A 16852-nucleotide genomic window follows, 5' to 3' on the forward strand; every position below is an offset into this window, starting at 1 on the left:
ATGGCCACCCTTATCACCACAATCGAAGATTTTAAAAAGTATGTCACCGTCAATGATAGTTTTGATTTTGCTATTATCCAGCCTTATTTAAAACGGGTAGATCGCAAGCATATCAAGCCGCTCATAGGCAACGCTCTTTATGATTCTATTGGCGCAGCTCAGGAAGGCAAAAGTCAGGAAGTGCTGGAGCTGCTTCAGGAAGCGAGCGCCAACCTGGCCATGTTCTCTTTTTCCATGGTTGGAAAAGTACAGATCACTTCTTCCGGATTTCTAATTAGCCAGGGGCAAAATAACCAGGTGGCCGGTTGGGCAGAAATGCGTGACATGCGCCGCAATTTTATCAAAACAGGTTCCGAAGCGATCGACGAAGCCCTCAAGATCATGGAGGAGAATGAAGCCTCTTTCCAGGAATGGGTAGGAACCGAAGGATACACCACATTTAAAGAATTATTTACCAGGAGAACGGAAACCTTCAATCGGTATTTTATCATACAAAACAGCCGTCTCACCTTCCTTAGACTCAAGCCAAACCTGCTTAAGGTCGAGAAGAAATTTTTTAGAGGTCTTTTAGGAACGGAGACGGTTAATCTTATTAAAGCCGGGGCGACTCCGGAAGCTAAAGAAGCTTTGAAACTTGCACAGGCTGCCCAGGTACCGCTTTGTGTTGCTGAAGTGGCCAAAGAAGGCATTTTCACGCTGAACGAAAAAGGGATTGTTTTCGAGATCGAGGAGATCCCTGGAGAGCGAAAGATCAAAACAGATCAGCAGGAACTGGATCGCATTTACGATTCCAAATTAGAGGAAGGCACCGAAGCGCTCAAAGAGCTGGTCGCTTATTTAAGAGAATACCCTGCAATATTCGCTGCTTTTGCCGCTAAAGAAGCCAACGTGTTAAGCAACCCGGTACACAATAATAAATCTATAGTTAGCTTTTAAAATTCATTAATATGCCAGGAGCATTAAGACCATCATTAGATCTATCTCAAAAAAGTAATGTGATCCCTTCTATTAATAGAAGGACAGAAGCTACTGCAGAGGATTTTAAGGAATTATCAGATATCGCGAATAACCACGCGACGATTCTGGATGAGCTTACGCAGGCTGAAAACCGGAATCTCTTCTATGGGATTTTTGAATCTAAAGAATTACTGGAGGCCGCTTTTGAAAATGTACAGGAAGACGGGATCGCGATTGTAGATCCTCAGGTTGGCCAGCAGATCATTGCGAAATACAAAAACGGCGCATGGACATACCAGGAGGTGAATGCTCCTATCCAGTTCTATCCGACTAAACTCGACCGACCTGCCAATGGCGAGACCGGCATCTGGTATATTGTCCTGGACGAAAAAAAGGCTTATTTGTGGTATGGCGGTGGCTGGATTGGTATTGGTACCGACGGCCAGAATGGAATATCTGCTTACCAGGTTGCAGTCGCTTTTGGATTTCAAGGCACAGAAAATGAATGGTTGGCCAGTCTAATTGGGAAAAGCGCTTATCAGTCTGCCGTGGATAACGGATTCCAGGGAACCGAAGCTGAATGGATCGCTAGCCTTGGAGGAATTCCGGGAAAGTCTGCTTACGAAGTTGCCCAGGATGAGGGATTCCAGGGAACCGTGCAGCAATGGCTGGATAGTTTAGTTGGAGCGCCTGGCGCGCCAGGACAAGATGGTGATTCTGCTTACCAAATATGGTTAGACCAGGGCAATGCCGGAACTGAACAGGATTTCCTGAATTGGTTAAAAGGGAATCCCGGTGCACCTGGAGCAGATGGTGACTCAGCTTATCAAATATGGTTGGATGCTGGTAATGTAGGAACCGAACAGGATTTTTTGAACTGGCTTAAAGGAGACCCCGGCGATCCAGGTGAAGTAACCACAGCACAATTAAATGCTGCGATTGCCGCAATTGATAATGTAGTTACCGTTGATACTTCCAGATTATTAGCAGCCTCAGATATCGGAAAGATATTATATGTGATTGCTTCAGTAACCCTTACCTGGCCGGCTGCAGGAATACCAGGATTTAAAGCAAATTTAGAATGCAACGATACAGGAGCTGCTACCATAGCCGATGAAGCTGGAACACCAGGTAATGATCTTAGCGCGCCTAACGGAACAGAAATAGCAGCCGATGAAACCGCTTATTTATTTATAGAGCCCGTGGGTTCTAAACTTAGAATCTCTAAATAATGAGTAGGACGGGTTTTCAATTTGGTAAAAGAAAGCAAGTACAAGGAGAACCAGTACAATTTATAGAAGATAGTAAATTTTCTATTGGTGGCGTTTATTCTTTGTTTATGCCAGATTCAGGAAATGCAGTTTATCATATACATTTAACTAATTACAACCTTTATAATAACGCTTTGCCAGCGCCTTTTGACCTATCTAGTTCCAATACAACTACATCGGGTTCACTTAGCCCAACTACTTTTGCAACTTCATTATTTTTTAAGCCTGACGGTACTAGGTTTTTTTATGGTACAGATGCACAAAAAAGGATTTATAGCTGGGATCTTGCAACGCCGTGGGATATTACGACTAGAACAGGCACAAGAAAAAACAGCCCTATGACTTTTCCTTTTGTTCATGGATTATATTTTTCTCAAGACGGTTTAAATTGTGTCATCGCAGACGGAAGCAATGGTATTAGAAAATGTGAACTTGCAACAGCTTGGGATATAACCACAATAAATTCAGGAACTATAATTTACAATGCACCCGATTATTTAGATGGTATAGCTTTCTACGACAGCGGAAAAAAGTTTATTTACTCAACAAGAGATGCTGCAAAATTGGTATTATTTGAGGTGTCTGCACCTTATAACTTTAATACAATAATTAAAAGTTACACTTATACGGATGCGGTAAATTTTACTTCGGGAGGTCTTGGAATGTCAGCTACTAGCGACGGAAAAAAAATAATTTCAGGTCGAGGAACATCAAAAATAGTATTACTAAATAATAATTTTTAAAATGATGATTATAAGAAGCAAACAACCACTCTTATTTGAAGCTTTAGAAGGGAAATCTGGAATTATAAGCCCTGAAATTCAAAGCATCAAAAAAAATCTAAAAACGGGTGGGTATGAAATAGAAGTTCACGATCGTCTGCAAATAGCCAGAGAAAATCCTTTGCCCAGTGAACCTTTATATTCTTATATATTTTTACAAAAGCGGGTTAAGAATTATAGCGCTACCGAGATTAGTAACCTGTTCACGATATTCGGCGAAACTATAGATCCTGCAGATAATGATTTTGATCAAAAAGCATGGAATAAACTTCCTGAAATGCTTTTGTTTATGAGCAACACCACCTCCATTTATGTGAGTGATAAAAAGACTGCTTCAGAAATTTTAAATGGAGTTGAAGGCGCTTTTGAAATGATAGATGAAACTCAAGAAGTAGCTCAATAATCAACTTAATCTCCCTGTCCTTTTTTTAAAATCCTCCAGTTCGGACTTTTATCATATCTAATACACTAGACATCATGAAAGTCCGAACTTTTTTTTCTAATGCAGGCTCCTGGCTTAAGGAGTTTTTTCAAAATATAGGAGATCTTCTAATTTCCATTTTATTAATCCTTTTAGCTGTGGTTTTAATTGCCATCGCTTTCCTGCCTGCGGTGATCTGGAAACTTATTTTTTCCATCAAGAATGAAAAAAGAAAAGCTCGCGGGATCCTTTCTGGTACCACTCATTTCTTTACCGGGATCGCCATTGCTTTAGACCAGGTTGGGAACGTCGCTTTTGGATCTTTCTTTAACTGGCTTTTCCTAACCAATGACCAGGAATATCCCTTCGGGAAAACTCATGAAACCGTGAGTGAAGTTCTCGGCTGGAACGAAGCCCTTGGCAATCTAAACCGTAAAGGCCTCCTTTTAGTCTCCTTCCTTAATATCATTGAATCTGCACACTGTGAAAAGTCGATGAATTCCGGCTGGTACAAAGCGAAATATAAAGTCGATTACTATAAGGAGCTGCAGGAAAAACTTAAAACTAAAGAGAACACCAAAGCCTTCCTGGCGAAATATTAATAAACAATTCACTTAATCTAAAATCATGAAAAAACTATTCACACTCGCATTCCTTTTAGCATTCTCGCTCACAACTTTTGCCCAGGAGCCACCAGATAAAGCAGTAGATCTGGACACGGTCACGATAGACTTCCAGGTAACCGATATCTCCGGAGATGTCGCCAAGATCATCTCTACCAGCCTGGGAAAAAAATATGAAGTTCCGGCGACTCCGGAATATAATCCTTTTGGATATGTGCTCGAGGTAGATCGCGAATATACTATTTGCCTGGAACGGGATATGAACCTGGTTTATAAATATCAGACTCGAGGACAGACTAAAACTTTGCCGGCGCGAATGATCTGGTTTACAGTTTCAGATGCACAGCTTAAAAAAGACCAGGTCCAGCTCAGCAGATTTATCAGTGAGCCGCCTGGTTATGATCGAAGCCCAAGATATTAATAAACCTTAACCTATACTATGCTAGATCCAGCACTTTCTAAATTTTCAGATTACGGCCTGGCCGGTTTAATCATTCTTACGCTCATCATCGCTGTTGGCTACCTTTTTAAAGTGGTCCACGACTATAGTAAAAGCGATCGACAGCGTGCAGATCATTTTGGAGAAGCTTTTATGACAATGTCTAAAGATCAAAATGAAACCAATCGAAAAATTGTAGATGTGACCGAGAGAATCGCTGAGCAGAGCAAGATTTACCATGATGACACCACTAGGAAATTAGATGAAATGCCCGGAAAGATCATTAGGGAATTTGAATACAGGCAACTGCAGCAGGCACAGAATGTAAATAACACCCCGGCATCATGACTCCATTAGAGCGATTTCAGAAAGAGAACGGACTCCTGCCAGATGGCAAGATTGGTAAGAACACGCTCGGCGCAATGCGAGTGGTGTTTAATATCTGTGATCCTGCCTGGCTTGCTCATTATGTGGGTCAGCTGGCGCACGAATCTCAATATTTCACCAGGGAATGGGAAAATTTAAACTATTCCTATGAGCGTCTTCTGCAGATCTTCTCTTATGATTTCGACCAGGACCGGAACCGTGTTCTTTCTGAAGCTGAAAAACAGGTGGCCAAGATCCTTGCCCGGAAGCCTGAGCAAATTGCCAATTTCGTGTATGCGAGTCAAAACGGCAATGGCCCGGAGGCAAGTGGAGACGGTTGGCTTTTTCGTGGGCGTGGTCCTATAATGATCACCGGCCGTAAAAATTACCAGCTCTTTGCAGATTATGTAGGTGACCAGGAGATCATGAAAAACCCAGATCTCATTATCACCAAATATTACTGGCAGTCGGCCTACTGGTATTTTGAATCCAATAATCTATGGAGGCTTTGCAATGTCGTGGATCACTCGAGTATCAAAAGACTGACCAAGGCCATTAATGGAGGTTACAATAACCTGCAGCACCGTATAGAGCTTACAGAAAAATATTACAAAATACTCCTGAAGTCATGAAAACAAATGTCACACTGAGCCTGTCGAAGTGCTTATTAATAGCTCTGATCATTCTCCTTTCCGGATGCAGATCCCGAAAGGTGGAGGAACATAAGAAAGTGGAAAAACTCAATGAGATCGTTCAAAACGATATCACTTTCGAGAACGATATCCAGACCAATACTAAGATTGAAAAGATAAAGAACGATGTTTCTTTTTCGGTGGAACCGCTGGATCCAGAAAAACCCTCCAGGGTTTCTTACAAAGGAGACACGCTCGATCTTTACAATGCAAAAGTGGTGTATGGTAATTCGCAGGAATCAGAAAAAACCGAACAGGATCTGCAGAACAATTCCAAATACCAGGACAACACATCCCAAAAAACAAATTCAATCAATAAAGAAAAAGAGAGGAAAACAGAAACCAAATCGGCCAGCTGGGGATTGAACATTGGAATCGTCCTGGGAATTATTGTGGCTTTAATACTTATATTTATTCACATAAAAACCAACAGGAAGTGAGCGAAATTCGAAAAAACGTCAGGAAGATAGCGATCGTTGGTACCGGGAATCCCTCGGCTCAATTAGAGCTGGCCAAAAAGAGACTTGAAGAAATTGGAATGGGACATATCGAATTAGAAATACTCACTCCAGAAGATTTTAAATGTTCATACGAACCGCCTAAACCAATAATGGTGATCGATGAATACCCGATGGGACTCTGTCCTATAGGTCCCATCTCTGGATCAAAATATCATAAATAAAGTCTTCTATCAATTTACTATTTAAAAAGGGCAGCATTTCGTTGTCCTTTTTTTAGTGCTGCAGCTCCCGCAATTTAGCAGCATGGCAATTAACTTGAATCTAAAAATAAGGTTTCCTGAATCCTGGAATCAATTATCTGAAAAGCAGCTGGAGGAGATCTCCTATGCGCTGGATCATTACCACCGGTTTATAGATCTGCATCCAAAAGAAATCAGGGAGGAGTACAATTACAAACTATATGTGCGCCTGGTTAAGAACCTGATCCGGGAGAATAATTTTATAAAGGTCTGGATCGTGCTCAGGCAATTACCTCCGGAAGAATACCAGGAGTATGTCCAGTTCCTGATCGACGGAGTTAAAAGAACCAGGTTTTTAAAAGCCTTCGAGATCGAGGGTAAATTGTATTATCCGCCCATGGACAGGCTGCAGAATATTACCATCGAGGAATTCGGTTACCTGGACACCGCATATTATTACTGGAGAACCACTAAGCAGGAAAAATACCTGAATATTCTTTGTGCTGCACTATATCGTCGCAGTGCATTCAAAACAATATTCAAGCTGGTGCCAAAGAATGAAAAGGATATCCGTAAAGCATTCGATAAGATTTACGTAGGGCCTGCAGTAACCAAATTTCAGAAAGTAGATATAAAGAAACGAGTGGCCATCGGAACCGTTTATGAAGGTTGCCGTGGATACATTGCAAATCTTTATCCGCATGTATTTCCAAAACCTGAAAAGCGGGATCCGGAAGATAAGACCCCGGCACCAAAACCGGTTTATACCCCATTTGGCCAGCTGATCACCAATAAAATTAAATACGATCCTTCAAAATTAAAATCTACCCAGGCATTAAATATCCATGAGTTTTTGAGCGTGATGGAAAATGAATTAAGCCAGGATAAAAAATAAGATATGCAACCAGATCCTACTCATGCGCAATTAGTTAATTACTTTAAAAATATCAATGCCCAGCTGAATGACTTTCCCGAAAATTCATTTTTCAGGCAGGATCTTGAGGAGATCTTTGGTGCGTTTAGATCTGGAATAAAGTTTCCGTGCCTGGCTGTGGAATCTCCGGAGATTGACGGGCAGGATAGCACTGAGCAAAATACCGTAATAGGCCGCATGTTTGCTTTCGTTGTGTATATGAATCCGAGAAAGGGAAATTTTGATCAGCAAAACGAATACCTGGATCAATGCGAGAGGATCGCCAAGAAAATCCTTAGCCGTATGCGCTACGATTCCAATATCCCTGGCAATATTCTCTACAGGAAATTTAAAGTTAGCACCGTTAAAGGAGTGATGGTTGGCCCGGTATATACCGAGCATTTGTATGGATACCGGTTCGCTGGAATGATTTCCGGGAACGAATCTCTCAAGGTAGATCCAGCCGACTGGAAAGATCTCGATTCTGTATGCTAGGGCTTGTCCTTTTTTAGAGGCAGGTTCTTTTCCAAATTGCTCCATCAAATTGCCTAGATGAGCTCAAACCAGATTAAATCCAAAGAACGTGCTATTGGAAAGCAGGCCGCAAAAATGGCCGAGGCTTACATTCACCAGGTTTTAAGGCAGAAACTGAGCATCCGAAACCAGGGTGACGATAAGAACAAGCCTATTCTGGACGCTACAAAAGTGAAAGCCAAGATGGGACAGCACCGTTTACTCGGTTTAAACTTCACCTCCAGTAAGGTTGGTTTTATGCTTCATTACGGATTTAACGGAGTTCGCGAAGGTGGATCTGTTTACCTGCAGGCCGCGAGATACCAGCAAAACTCAACAGTAAAAAAACCACACCAGGCAACCTTAAAAAGTTACAGACTCTTTGAAAACATCTATGAAAGATCGGGTGCGCTTAATTATATGATCACGGCTCTTGGCGATACCAGGACAGATGATGTGATCGCAAAACTTTCTGGATTGCTTCTTCAATTAAATACAAAAGACGAATAATGGGAGCCACTAAAATATTTAACCTGGCCATTAAGGTCAATGATAAGGAGGCGAAAACCACCCTCAATTCCGTTGGAAAAGAACTAAAAGCGCAGCGCAGCTATGTGCGGAACCTGGAAGAAGGGACCGCAAAATGGAATGCCGAGAATAAGAAGCTCGCTCAGCTGGAGGGGACTTATGATAAGATGAAGAAGAACCAGCGGGAATTCATCAATCAAACCAAAGAGGCTGCAAACGAAACCGGGAATAGTAAAAAAGCGATCCAGGATTTCGGACAGGCATTTGGCCAGGTAACCCAGGGAATCATGTCTGGAGACCTGGTGATGGTTCAGGAAGGTCTTCGCGGAATGAGGACCGGTATTATTGCCGCAACTAAGGCAAGTATTGCCTTTATTGCTACTCCTCTAGGTGCAACACTTGCTGCCATCGCATTGGCAGTTGGAGCCGTAACTCAATACTTTAGAGATTCTGAAGAAGGCCAGAATGCCTGGAATAAAGTTACTGCCGTCACCAGTGCGGTAGTTGGAAACTTTACAGATTTGATTAGTGACCTGGGAAGGATCCTTATTAAAGTATTCTCAGATCCCAAAAAGACATTAATAGAACTCAAGGATTCTATAATTCAGAATGTAGAGAATAGAGTCACCGGTCTTATAAAATTCTTTCCTCGACTTGGTGAAGCTATTGATCTGGCATTATCCGGAAAATTCAAAGAAGCCGGTAAAGTGGCCACCGATGCCGTTGCGCAGATTGCCACCGGTGTTGAAGATTTCAGCGATAAAGCGGTTAATAGTTTTGGAAATGCCGTAGACGGAGTTAAGAAATTCGGAAACGAGATCGCCAGCGAAGCTAAGAGACAGGCAGAACTTGCAGATCTGGCAGCTGAGGCCGATAAAATAGAACGTCAATTAATTATTGATAAAGGTAAGGTAGAAGCCCAGGTGGCAGAAGCTCGAAGAAAAGCTCGTGATGAAGAAAATCTGTCTTCAGCTGAAAGAGGTCGGTTACTTACAGAAGCTAAAGAAGCGCAGGATGAATTGTATGATCGTGAAATAAAAGCTGCTGAAATCCGCAGGCAGATCAAGGCTGAAGAAAACACCTTCTCCAAATCTACCAAAGAAGATCTTACTGAGGAAGCAGAACTCACCGCAAAAGTTGATCAGGTTAGAAGGCAAAAAGCCGATGCCGGAAGAAACTTAATGCGTGATGAGCTTCGTATTAAAAACGAATTAGGAAAGGCCAGCCAGGCTGCAGAAAAAGCCGATGAGCAGAGACTGCAGAAATTAAACCAGCTGGAAGAAGAATATTTAAAAAAGGCTGAAGATCGCTTGGCAGATTCTGATGTTAAGAAAGCAGAGCTGGAACAAAAACGAGCTGTTGAAAAAGCTCAGGCCCTTGGAGCCAGTTTGGAGCTGCAGGAAACTATCAGGAAAGAACACCAGGTTAAAGTAGATGAAGCCAAAGCTGCAGAGGAGGAAGCGGAACTTCAGCGCCGTCGAGATTTCGAAGCGAAGAAACTGGAACTGGAGAATGAACTGGAATTAGCCAGGGCAGAAACTGAAGCTGAAAAAGAAGAGATTAAAAGGGAGCAGGCCATTGAAAAGGAAGAGGCTGCTTACCAGAAGAAACTGGAAGAATTTCAAAAAGAGATTGAGTTTTTAAATCTCACAGAAAACGAAAAGAACCAGGTAATCCAGAACCTTAAAGAATCTCATGAAAATGTTCTCCTGGGAATCCAGAAAAAGGCGACTGATGAAAAGATCGCCGATGAAAGAAGGCTGGCGCAAGAAAAGAAAAAACTCCTTAACGATTCCCTGGATGCAGCGATCAATTTAGCAGGACAGGAAACCAAAGTTGGACAGGCTTTATTATTAGCAAAGCAATTCTTTGCTTTAAAAGAAACAGCTATACAGTTAGGTCTGTTTCAAAATAAGATGGCCTTAAACACTGCCGAGGCTGCAGGTAATATAGCAGCAGGTACAGCTGAAACTGCGAAAGTTGGTTTTCCTCAAAACATTCCTCTGTTATTGGGATTCGCTGCCCAGGTTGGTGGAATTATAGGAGCTATTAAAAACGCTACAAAAGCGAAGAGTAAAGTAAAAACCAGCTTTGCCCGAGGTGGATTCACAGATCCTTTTGGGATGGGCTATAAAGACGAAACCGGCCATGAAGTAGCTGGCGATGTTCACGTGGGAGAATATGTAGTTCCAAAGATTGTAAGGCAGGATCCCGAAGTCCCTCCAATTCTAAATTACCTGGAGAAGAAAAGAAAGAAAGCTTTAAACCTGTATGCCGATGGTGGAGATACGGTCGACACCATGACTCCACCTTCCGGATCTCAAAGTGGAGATGTTCCTACTTCCGGCCGTGCGATAGAATTACTGGAAGATATCCTGGAGGCGACGCTTATGGCGAATAATATCTTATTCGGTTATGAAGCAGAACTGGAACGTCAGAAGATGGAAGAGAAATTGAAAAAAATTAAGGACCGTTCAAAAATTAAATCATAATGTCTATTACTCCTAGTCAGGTTTCGTTAGTATATAAGAAATCCTTTTCGCCTCCTTTTGTAGTCATTGAGATGGATTATGTACTTAATCCAGCACAAACACAGATCAAAATTGAGAACAAACCACCCTGGTTAAAATTAATTGCAGAATCTATAGATGAAGAAAATCAAAAAAGAACTTTTAAGGTAACTATAGATCCAACGGCCGCAAATAATCTAGCTGCTGGTAATTATTATAATAAAATTAATGTTTACGAGAAATACTGGATCGAAGTGTTCGGTAATAATTCTCGTCAAGACCATTACTTTGACCTTAATTTAAAAGTAGTTGATACAGTAAGATTGAGTCTTTCCAAACAGGATTTCAGTTTTAATTATATAATTGGCGATACTCCTCCGGAAAATCAATTCCTGGCGATCACGACAGAAAATAACTGGAGTATAATTCTGGATAAACCCTGGGCAACCGTATCCAATGCAAACGGATCTGGAAATAGAACCGTATTCCTTGGAGTAAATGTTGACGGACTTGCACCTGGTATTTACGAATCTGGTTTTATAGTAGACGATGGACAGGATACCAAGTCCGGAACCATTACACTTTTAATAAATGGTCCTACTGAAGACGAGGACTATTTGGATATTAGTCACACCGGTCTCACTTTTTCCGAAAAATTAGGAGAAGCTCCGGTAAGCCAGGCAACAATAAATATCAGTACTTCCCTGCAGGTAGATGTAACCACAGAAACTCCGTGGCTGGCATTGTCTGCATCTTCTTTTGCTGAAGGAGATCACACGCTTACCTTGAGCACTCAAAATACCGAAGCGCTCGCCGTGGGAAGTTATCGTGGTACCGTAAAGATCGCTTCCGGATATTCCACGAAAGTGGTGAATGTGCTGCTTCGCATTGTGGAGATCATTACCACCGGGATCCAGAACGACGGATTCTATTTTGCAGATGATCGCAATGTGTTATTTCTATCTACCACTGCAGAGAATGCCGAGGCTCTTCTTGAGTTTGCAGCATATACCGCGAATAATATCAGTTTTTATAAAAAGAGAGTGCCATTCTTCGATAATGCTGTAGAAACTATAGTTGGCCTGGAGACAGGAAAACTTTTAAAACCTACAGATCTACCTGCGCTTAACTCAGGGATCTTTGCACCCATCGTTCCTATTAAGTATGATCTTGATATTTTTGACAAGCAGCTCAATTCGAATTCCCTTACCGAAAGAAGCTCTTTCAATAATCTCCAGTTTGTAAATGGAAAAACTCCTGCAGTCGAAAACCGGCTGACTCATCTTCCGGATAAAATCACTACAACTAAAGACGGGAAAATTGCTTTTTCTTTTATTTCAGAAGATCCTATTAATGCGATCAATATTACCGGAGATGTGACCCAGGCCATTGTGGTTACAAAACCGTCCGGTAAAATATTTACTGCTGTGGTAGATCTGGCCACGCTCAATTTAAAAGCCCAGAATAAAATTAAAATTTCCTGTGGCCCGGTGGAGATCGATGTGGTAATTCGTGAGATAGAACTGGAGACTTTTCAGCTTATCTGGTTGAATGAATGGAATTGCCCTGAGGTGATCAATTTTGACGGAAGCATAGAAATGGTCGAGGAGGACGATTCTACCAAGGTGACGGTCGCCGCCTCCGGAAAAGAGATCTCAAAAATTATTGAGGTTAAGGAACCGAGCAGCTTCAGGATCACTACCGGAAATTTATACAGTGATGAAGAGTCGAAATGGCTTTCAAAAATTTTAAGATCCAAAAAGTCCTGGCTTCAGCTTCCCGGTAAACGTGTGGAAGTGATAAGAACCTTTAACAGCCTGAGCGTTTCTAAAAGCCGCGAATATAACAGGAATTACAGTTTAACTTTTGATGCTGCAGAGAGATGATCATTTTCAGAACCCTTACCAATCATAAAATAGATCTAAGTCGTTTTGGAGTTTCTCTAAACGAAGAGAGCAGCCTGTTCAGCGATAATATTTATAAGAGCTATTCGGTACCGTTTTCTATTCCTGCAGAGGAAGAGATCATTGAGATGCTTGGCCTGCCAGATCTTGATAATATTACAGATGTAGATACCAGCGTTCGCGGTAAAATCATTCTACCATACACCTATTACGATGCGATCCTGTTTCTTGGAGAGATCCAGGGTGGCCAGATAGAATGTGAAATTTCTTACGGAGATGCAGAGCTGGCAGTTTACGATCGAGATTTAAAAGATCTTCCCTGGCCGGTGCAATTGGTTCCGGAGTTTGGATATGGTATCGAGGTGAACACTAAGATCGTGAGCACCTGGCCTCGATATGCCTACAACTATCCACGGGTATATGATGCTTCTATTAAGGAAAAATCTAATTACGAGGCTTTCCGTGGATTTATAAATGATCATAACGGGATCACTCCAGTTTTTAATAATGTAGATAATTCTGGTGAGGAGCCGATTTATTACAATTATAATGTCCTGGCGCCATTTCCATATTTACTAGAGATCTTAAGATTCGGGTACCTGCAGGAAGGGAAAACCATCTCCGGAGAATTGTTTGATGACGAGATCATGAAACAGGCGCTGTATATTCCGCAGAATTTTCTGGAGAAATTCAAAGGTTCAGAATACCTGGCATTTTCATTCTCTACTCCTACCAGTACAGAAAATGAAAACAGGGGAGTTTATAAGCGTACTTTTATTCCGGAGAAGATTGGAACCTACCAGGTAGATTATAAATTAAATATAGATCCTATAACAGCTAGTTATTTCGATTTTAAAGTGTACCAGGACGATCCTAATTCATTTAATAGAACTATTCTCCTAGAGAATACTTCCACGAATAACCGGGTTCGGCTATCAGACAAGTTAAAAGTGAATGTCACTTCAGAAAACCAGTTCCATCCTATTGTGATCGAGATCAAGCTTAATTACCGGGCAGAATCTATCGCGACGATGAACCAGTTTGAATATTCTTTCCAGGCAGGAAAGCTGAATGAATTCCCTTCATCTTTTAGCTTGTCAGATTTCGTTCCGGACATGACTTTTGGCGAATATGTAAATGAGCTGAAGAACTGGCTTAACCTGGACATCGATATCCAGGATACGAATGTGGAGATTAATTACACTCAGAATGCTATCCTAAAGAAACAGCGTGAAGATCACCGGCACCTCGAAATTCCGAAGCCCAAGAAAACCCATAATTCCAACCGGTTTTATAAGCTTACCTATGCCAACGGCGAACAGGTGATGTATAATAAGAACGGACAGGTATTTTCAGAACTGGATGAAAAAGGAGCCGATGTGATCGAAATTAAGATGGATGTCCAGCCGGCAGTGGTGGAACAGAATGATGATATCATTACCGCGGTGGTACCAGACAAACGATCAAAGATTGACTTTTGCCTTTTTAAAAGTCCTGGTCTACTTGTAAATGACTGCGCTCCGGAAACTGCCAATGAGCTGTCTCAGCAGAACAACTTCAACCGGAACTGGAGTGAGTGGTTACAATACCGGGTGCATTCCAAAACCTTTAAAGAATCTTTTGAATGTTCGGTTCATGAGCGAATTAATATTAATGAGCTCAGTTTTAAATACAATGAGCTGCACGTGATCAAGAAACTGAAGAAAAAATACCAGAGCGAAAAAACGATGAAGGTGGATCTGGAGAGTGAGACTTTTTAGAATAAAAAAAACCTCCATAAAGGAGGTTTAAAGATTTTAGATTGTTTTCAAATAAATTTACCCTACCAAAGTATTTGATCGTTTGTCTTCATAACTATTTTGACTTTAGAATTTAAATATATGATATTTATATAATAACTTAAGTTAACATCACCTTAAAATTCATGAGTGCAAACTTAAGTATTTTAGTTAGCATACACCAAGATTTTTGCCAAACTTAAAATGACCCTTGTGAAACACCTCAGAGTTTTCAAAAGTTTGGGTCGTTACCTTGGTTAGATTAAATAAACCATGTTTAGCGCTTACTATTAAAATATACTCTTGGTTTTTCACATTTATGTCTTTATTTAAATCCTCAAAGGTTCTAATTAATACTGCGTGATCTCCATAACCCTTTGTTCTTTTATAGGGCGGAATGGAGTAAAATTTACTTCTACTAAGAGCAATCTCTTCTATTCTATGATTCACTTTCACCTTATCCACGATGTAAGGTATCTTTTTGTATAATTCAAATTCAATAGTATAGGCGCTGAACCAAGATCTATTCACAATTTTAAAAAAATAAAACTTTTTACCTTTTTGTGTTTTGTAACAAATCTTATCTGAAATTTCTATGCGTGGTTGTAAAAAAAATAAGAGAAGGAGAATAAAAACAATAGAAGTCCCTATGCTTAATACAAAACCTATCCCGTGATTAACCCAATCAATATCCATTCATTACAATTTAAAATCAGCAGCGAATTTAAGTAAAATTAACGTTTAGGACTACAAACTATTTTATATTATTATAGATTCCTTCCACATTGTGAACATGACCATTTTTGTGGAATATCTTCCGGTTTTTGTTTCGTAGATGGCCTCATCTTAAAATTACAACAAACTGGCGTTGGATTACCTTCTTTAATCCTCATCCGTTCGCTCCATGACCAATTCAAGAAAAATTGAGTAAAGTCTTTATTAAAATATCCTAAACTCTCACCTGATTGATCCAAGTCTTTAAAATTCCAGCTTAGAATTCGCGAGTTTGACAAACTACAATTGCTAAGTTCAGAAAATGGTAGCTTCCTGTAATTGAAAGCTTCTTTTACTTTTAATTTATTCGCTTCTACTGCCTCCTCTATTTTCATTGAGTATTGTTTTATATTAAAAGTCCAGTGTATAAATATCAGAATGGTCTGCCGGGATCACTTTTCGGTGTCGGCGTATATAAGCTTTCACACCGCCAATACTTTTATGAGTAGAATAAGGCATTAAAGCCAGCAAAGCCTCCATCTCTCCTTTTCCCTGAGATATCAGCGAATCATAGAGATCCATGAGCGCCGTATGCCTTCCGGAGTATAGTCCGTATTCACGTCCAAAACCGAGCTTGTTTTTTATCTCCAGGAATCGCCTGGAGAAATGATCATACCTTGACTGGAGGTTCGCGTTCCATGGAGCCGGTTGGTCCTTATTCGTAAAAAGGTAGTATTCTCCAGGATATTGTTCCAGGTTCATTTCCTCGATGATCGGTTTTATTTTGGTAATGATCCTGCGAACGCTTAGCACTTCGGTTTTTGTCTGCACTTGGATTAGCCAGTTTTCCGTATTAAGATCTTTAACCCGAAGCCTGCAGTTTTCTCGTGGTCTCAGGAGCGGATATAAAATAAAGCTGAAGAAAGGAATCAAATATGGATCCGATCTCAGCATTTCCGCTTTGAGCAGCTTCAGCTCTTCGTGGGTGAAAGCCTTGTTATTCACCGGATCGGAATCCACGTCCGGAATATCTTTAATGAAATTTACCGGGATCAGTCGTTCATTCTTCATCGTAGTAAATAGAGAAGAGATGCTGCGCCGGTGATTATTTACGGAACTCCCGGAAACTTCCTGGCCAGTCTGCTCATTCACATATTCAAACCTGAGCCAATCCAGGAACTCGTAAAAATGATCGATAGAAAAGCGATCGGCTTTGACTCCGTAATAGCCGTTATTCTTTGCCCATTCCAGAAACCGGTTCTTGTGAAATTCATATCCCTTAAGCGTGGTTGGGCTCTTCCCAGCCTTCACTTTAATTTTGTAAGCATAATCCAACGCCTCTCCCAGGATCAAGGATCCATCTCTCTTGCCAGGCTTCACTCTTTTTCGCTCTTCCTTATCAGGAATCCAATTGCGTTCCAGAGCACGGGTAAGAATTGCAACCAGGTGGTTCCCGGCTATCCTTCTTTCTTTTGCAGTCTTAAGTCGGTTTATCTTTTTAGTGAAGGAGAATTTGCGATCGAGCGGACCATTGGCATCTGTTCTCCAGTAAAATGAGACATACCAACGGTTCCCAGGAGCAACGGACGGCTTTCCGTTTTTCCGGGGAATAAAGAGTTTAGGCTGCGAATATCTCTTTACTGCCATGGATATTTCTAAAGAAATGACCTGATTTGCAGGTACGTTTCTAGGTACGTTTATGTCTTTTTTATCTTTTTTCATGATCGAAAAGACGCTTCTA

General features: G+C 41.1%; 19 protein-coding genes. 16 read left to right on the forward strand and 3 right to left on the reverse strand.

Annotated elements, in window-relative coordinates; genetic code table 11:
- The 16 genes from JM79_RS13640 to JM79_RS13715 all read left to right on the forward strand — a co-directional run bounded on the left by JM79_RS13640 (position 1) and on the right by JM79_RS13715 (position 14379).
- Positions 1 to 936: a DUF6712 family protein gene (locus JM79_RS13640; RefSeq protein ID WP_141878681.1), complete on the forward strand. Its 936-nt coding sequence runs from the start codon at positions 1 to 3 to the stop codon at positions 934 to 936.
- Between the two features lie 11 nt (positions 937 to 947).
- Positions 948 to 2189: a hypothetical protein gene (locus tag JM79_RS16160; protein ID WP_185739502.1), complete on the forward strand. Its 1242-nt coding sequence runs from the start codon at positions 948 to 950 to the stop codon at positions 2187 to 2189.
- Entirely contained in the window at positions 2189 to 2971 is a 783-nt protein-coding gene (locus JM79_RS13650; protein ID WP_141878682.1) for a hypothetical protein, read from the forward strand. Before JM79_RS16160 ends, JM79_RS13650 begins: the two co-directional genes overlap by 1 nt.
- Position 2972: 1 nt before the next feature.
- Positions 2973 to 3413 (forward strand): hypothetical protein, encoded by a 441-nt coding sequence (locus JM79_RS13655; RefSeq protein ID WP_141878683.1) that lies wholly within the window; start codon positions 2973 to 2975, stop codon positions 3411 to 3413.
- Positions 3414 to 3487: 74 nt separating this feature from the next.
- On the forward strand, positions 3488 to 4033 hold the full coding sequence (locus tag JM79_RS13660; protein WP_141878684.1) for a hypothetical protein: 546 nt from the start codon (positions 3488 to 3490) through the stop codon (positions 4031 to 4033).
- A 25-nt stretch (positions 4034 to 4058) separates the two neighbouring features.
- Entirely contained in the window at positions 4059 to 4475 is a 417-nt protein-coding gene (locus JM79_RS13665; RefSeq protein ID WP_141878685.1) for a hypothetical protein, read from the forward strand.
- An 18-nt stretch (positions 4476 to 4493) separates the two neighbouring features.
- Positions 4494 to 4841 carry a hypothetical protein gene (locus JM79_RS13670; protein WP_141878686.1) on the forward strand — a complete coding sequence of 116 codons (348 nt, stop codon included), beginning with the start codon at positions 4494 to 4496 and terminating at the stop codon, positions 4839 to 4841.
- Positions 4838 to 5491: a glycoside hydrolase family 19 protein gene (locus tag JM79_RS13675; RefSeq protein ID WP_141878687.1), complete on the forward strand. Its 654-nt coding sequence runs from the start codon at positions 4838 to 4840 to the stop codon at positions 5489 to 5491. The genes JM79_RS13670 and JM79_RS13675 overlap by 4 nt, the downstream gene beginning before the upstream one ends.
- A gap of 80 nt (positions 5492 to 5571) precedes the next feature.
- Complete coding sequence (locus tag JM79_RS13680) at positions 5572 to 5991, forward strand: hypothetical protein (protein WP_141878688.1); 420 nt, start codon at positions 5572 to 5574, stop codon at positions 5989 to 5991.
- Positions 5988 to 6233 (forward strand): hypothetical protein, encoded by a 246-nt coding sequence (locus tag JM79_RS13685; RefSeq protein WP_141878689.1) that lies wholly within the window; start codon positions 5988 to 5990, stop codon positions 6231 to 6233. The genes JM79_RS13680 and JM79_RS13685 overlap by 4 nt, the downstream gene beginning before the upstream one ends.
- An 82-nt stretch (positions 6234 to 6315) precedes the next feature.
- On the forward strand, positions 6316 to 7146 hold the full coding sequence (locus JM79_RS13690; protein WP_141878690.1) for a hypothetical protein: 831 nt from the start codon (positions 6316 to 6318) through the stop codon (positions 7144 to 7146).
- A 3-nt stretch (positions 7147 to 7149) separates the two neighbouring features.
- Positions 7150 to 7659 (forward strand): hypothetical protein, encoded by a 510-nt coding sequence (locus JM79_RS13695; RefSeq protein WP_141878691.1) that lies wholly within the window; start codon positions 7150 to 7152, stop codon positions 7657 to 7659.
- Positions 7660 to 7716: 57 nt separating this feature from the next.
- Positions 7717 to 8187, forward strand: coding sequence for a hypothetical protein (locus tag JM79_RS13700; RefSeq protein WP_141878692.1), 471 nt, complete (start codon positions 7717 to 7719; stop codon positions 8185 to 8187).
- Positions 8187 to 10697: a hypothetical protein gene (locus tag JM79_RS13705; protein WP_141878693.1), complete on the forward strand. Its 2511-nt coding sequence runs from the start codon at positions 8187 to 8189 to the stop codon at positions 10695 to 10697. Before JM79_RS13700 ends, JM79_RS13705 begins: the two co-directional genes overlap by 1 nt.
- Positions 10697 to 12601 (forward strand): BACON domain-containing protein, encoded by a 1905-nt coding sequence (locus JM79_RS13710; protein WP_141878694.1) that lies wholly within the window; start codon positions 10697 to 10699, stop codon positions 12599 to 12601. Before JM79_RS13705 ends, JM79_RS13710 begins: the two co-directional genes overlap by 1 nt.
- A complete protein-coding gene (locus JM79_RS13715; RefSeq protein ID WP_141878695.1) occupies positions 12598 to 14379 on the forward strand; it encodes a hypothetical protein in 1782 nt (593 codons plus the stop codon). The genes JM79_RS13710 and JM79_RS13715 overlap by 4 nt, the downstream gene beginning before the upstream one ends.
- A 189-nt stretch (positions 14380 to 14568) precedes the next feature.
- On the opposite strand, the gene JM79_RS13720 is transcribed toward JM79_RS13715, so the two are convergent.
- The 3 genes from JM79_RS13720 to JM79_RS13730 form a co-directional block, all read right to left on the reverse strand.
- Entirely contained in the window at positions 14569 to 15093 is a 525-nt protein-coding gene (locus JM79_RS13720) for a hypothetical protein (RefSeq protein ID WP_141878696.1), read from the reverse strand.
- Positions 15094 to 15164: 71 nt separating this feature from the next.
- Positions 15165 to 15506, reverse strand: coding sequence for a hypothetical protein (locus tag JM79_RS13725; RefSeq protein WP_141878697.1), 342 nt, complete (start codon positions 15504 to 15506; stop codon positions 15165 to 15167).
- Between the two features lie 16 nt (positions 15507 to 15522).
- Positions 15523 to 16833 (reverse strand): phage integrase N-terminal SAM-like domain-containing protein, encoded by a 1311-nt coding sequence (locus JM79_RS13730; RefSeq protein ID WP_141878698.1) that lies wholly within the window; start codon positions 16831 to 16833, stop codon positions 15523 to 15525.
- Between the last annotated feature and the right edge of the window lie 19 nt (positions 16834 to 16852).

The organism is Gramella sp. Hel_I_59, assembly GCF_006714895.1.
Taxonomy (GTDB): Bacteria; Bacteroidota; Bacteroidia; order Flavobacteriales; family Flavobacteriaceae; genus Christiangramia.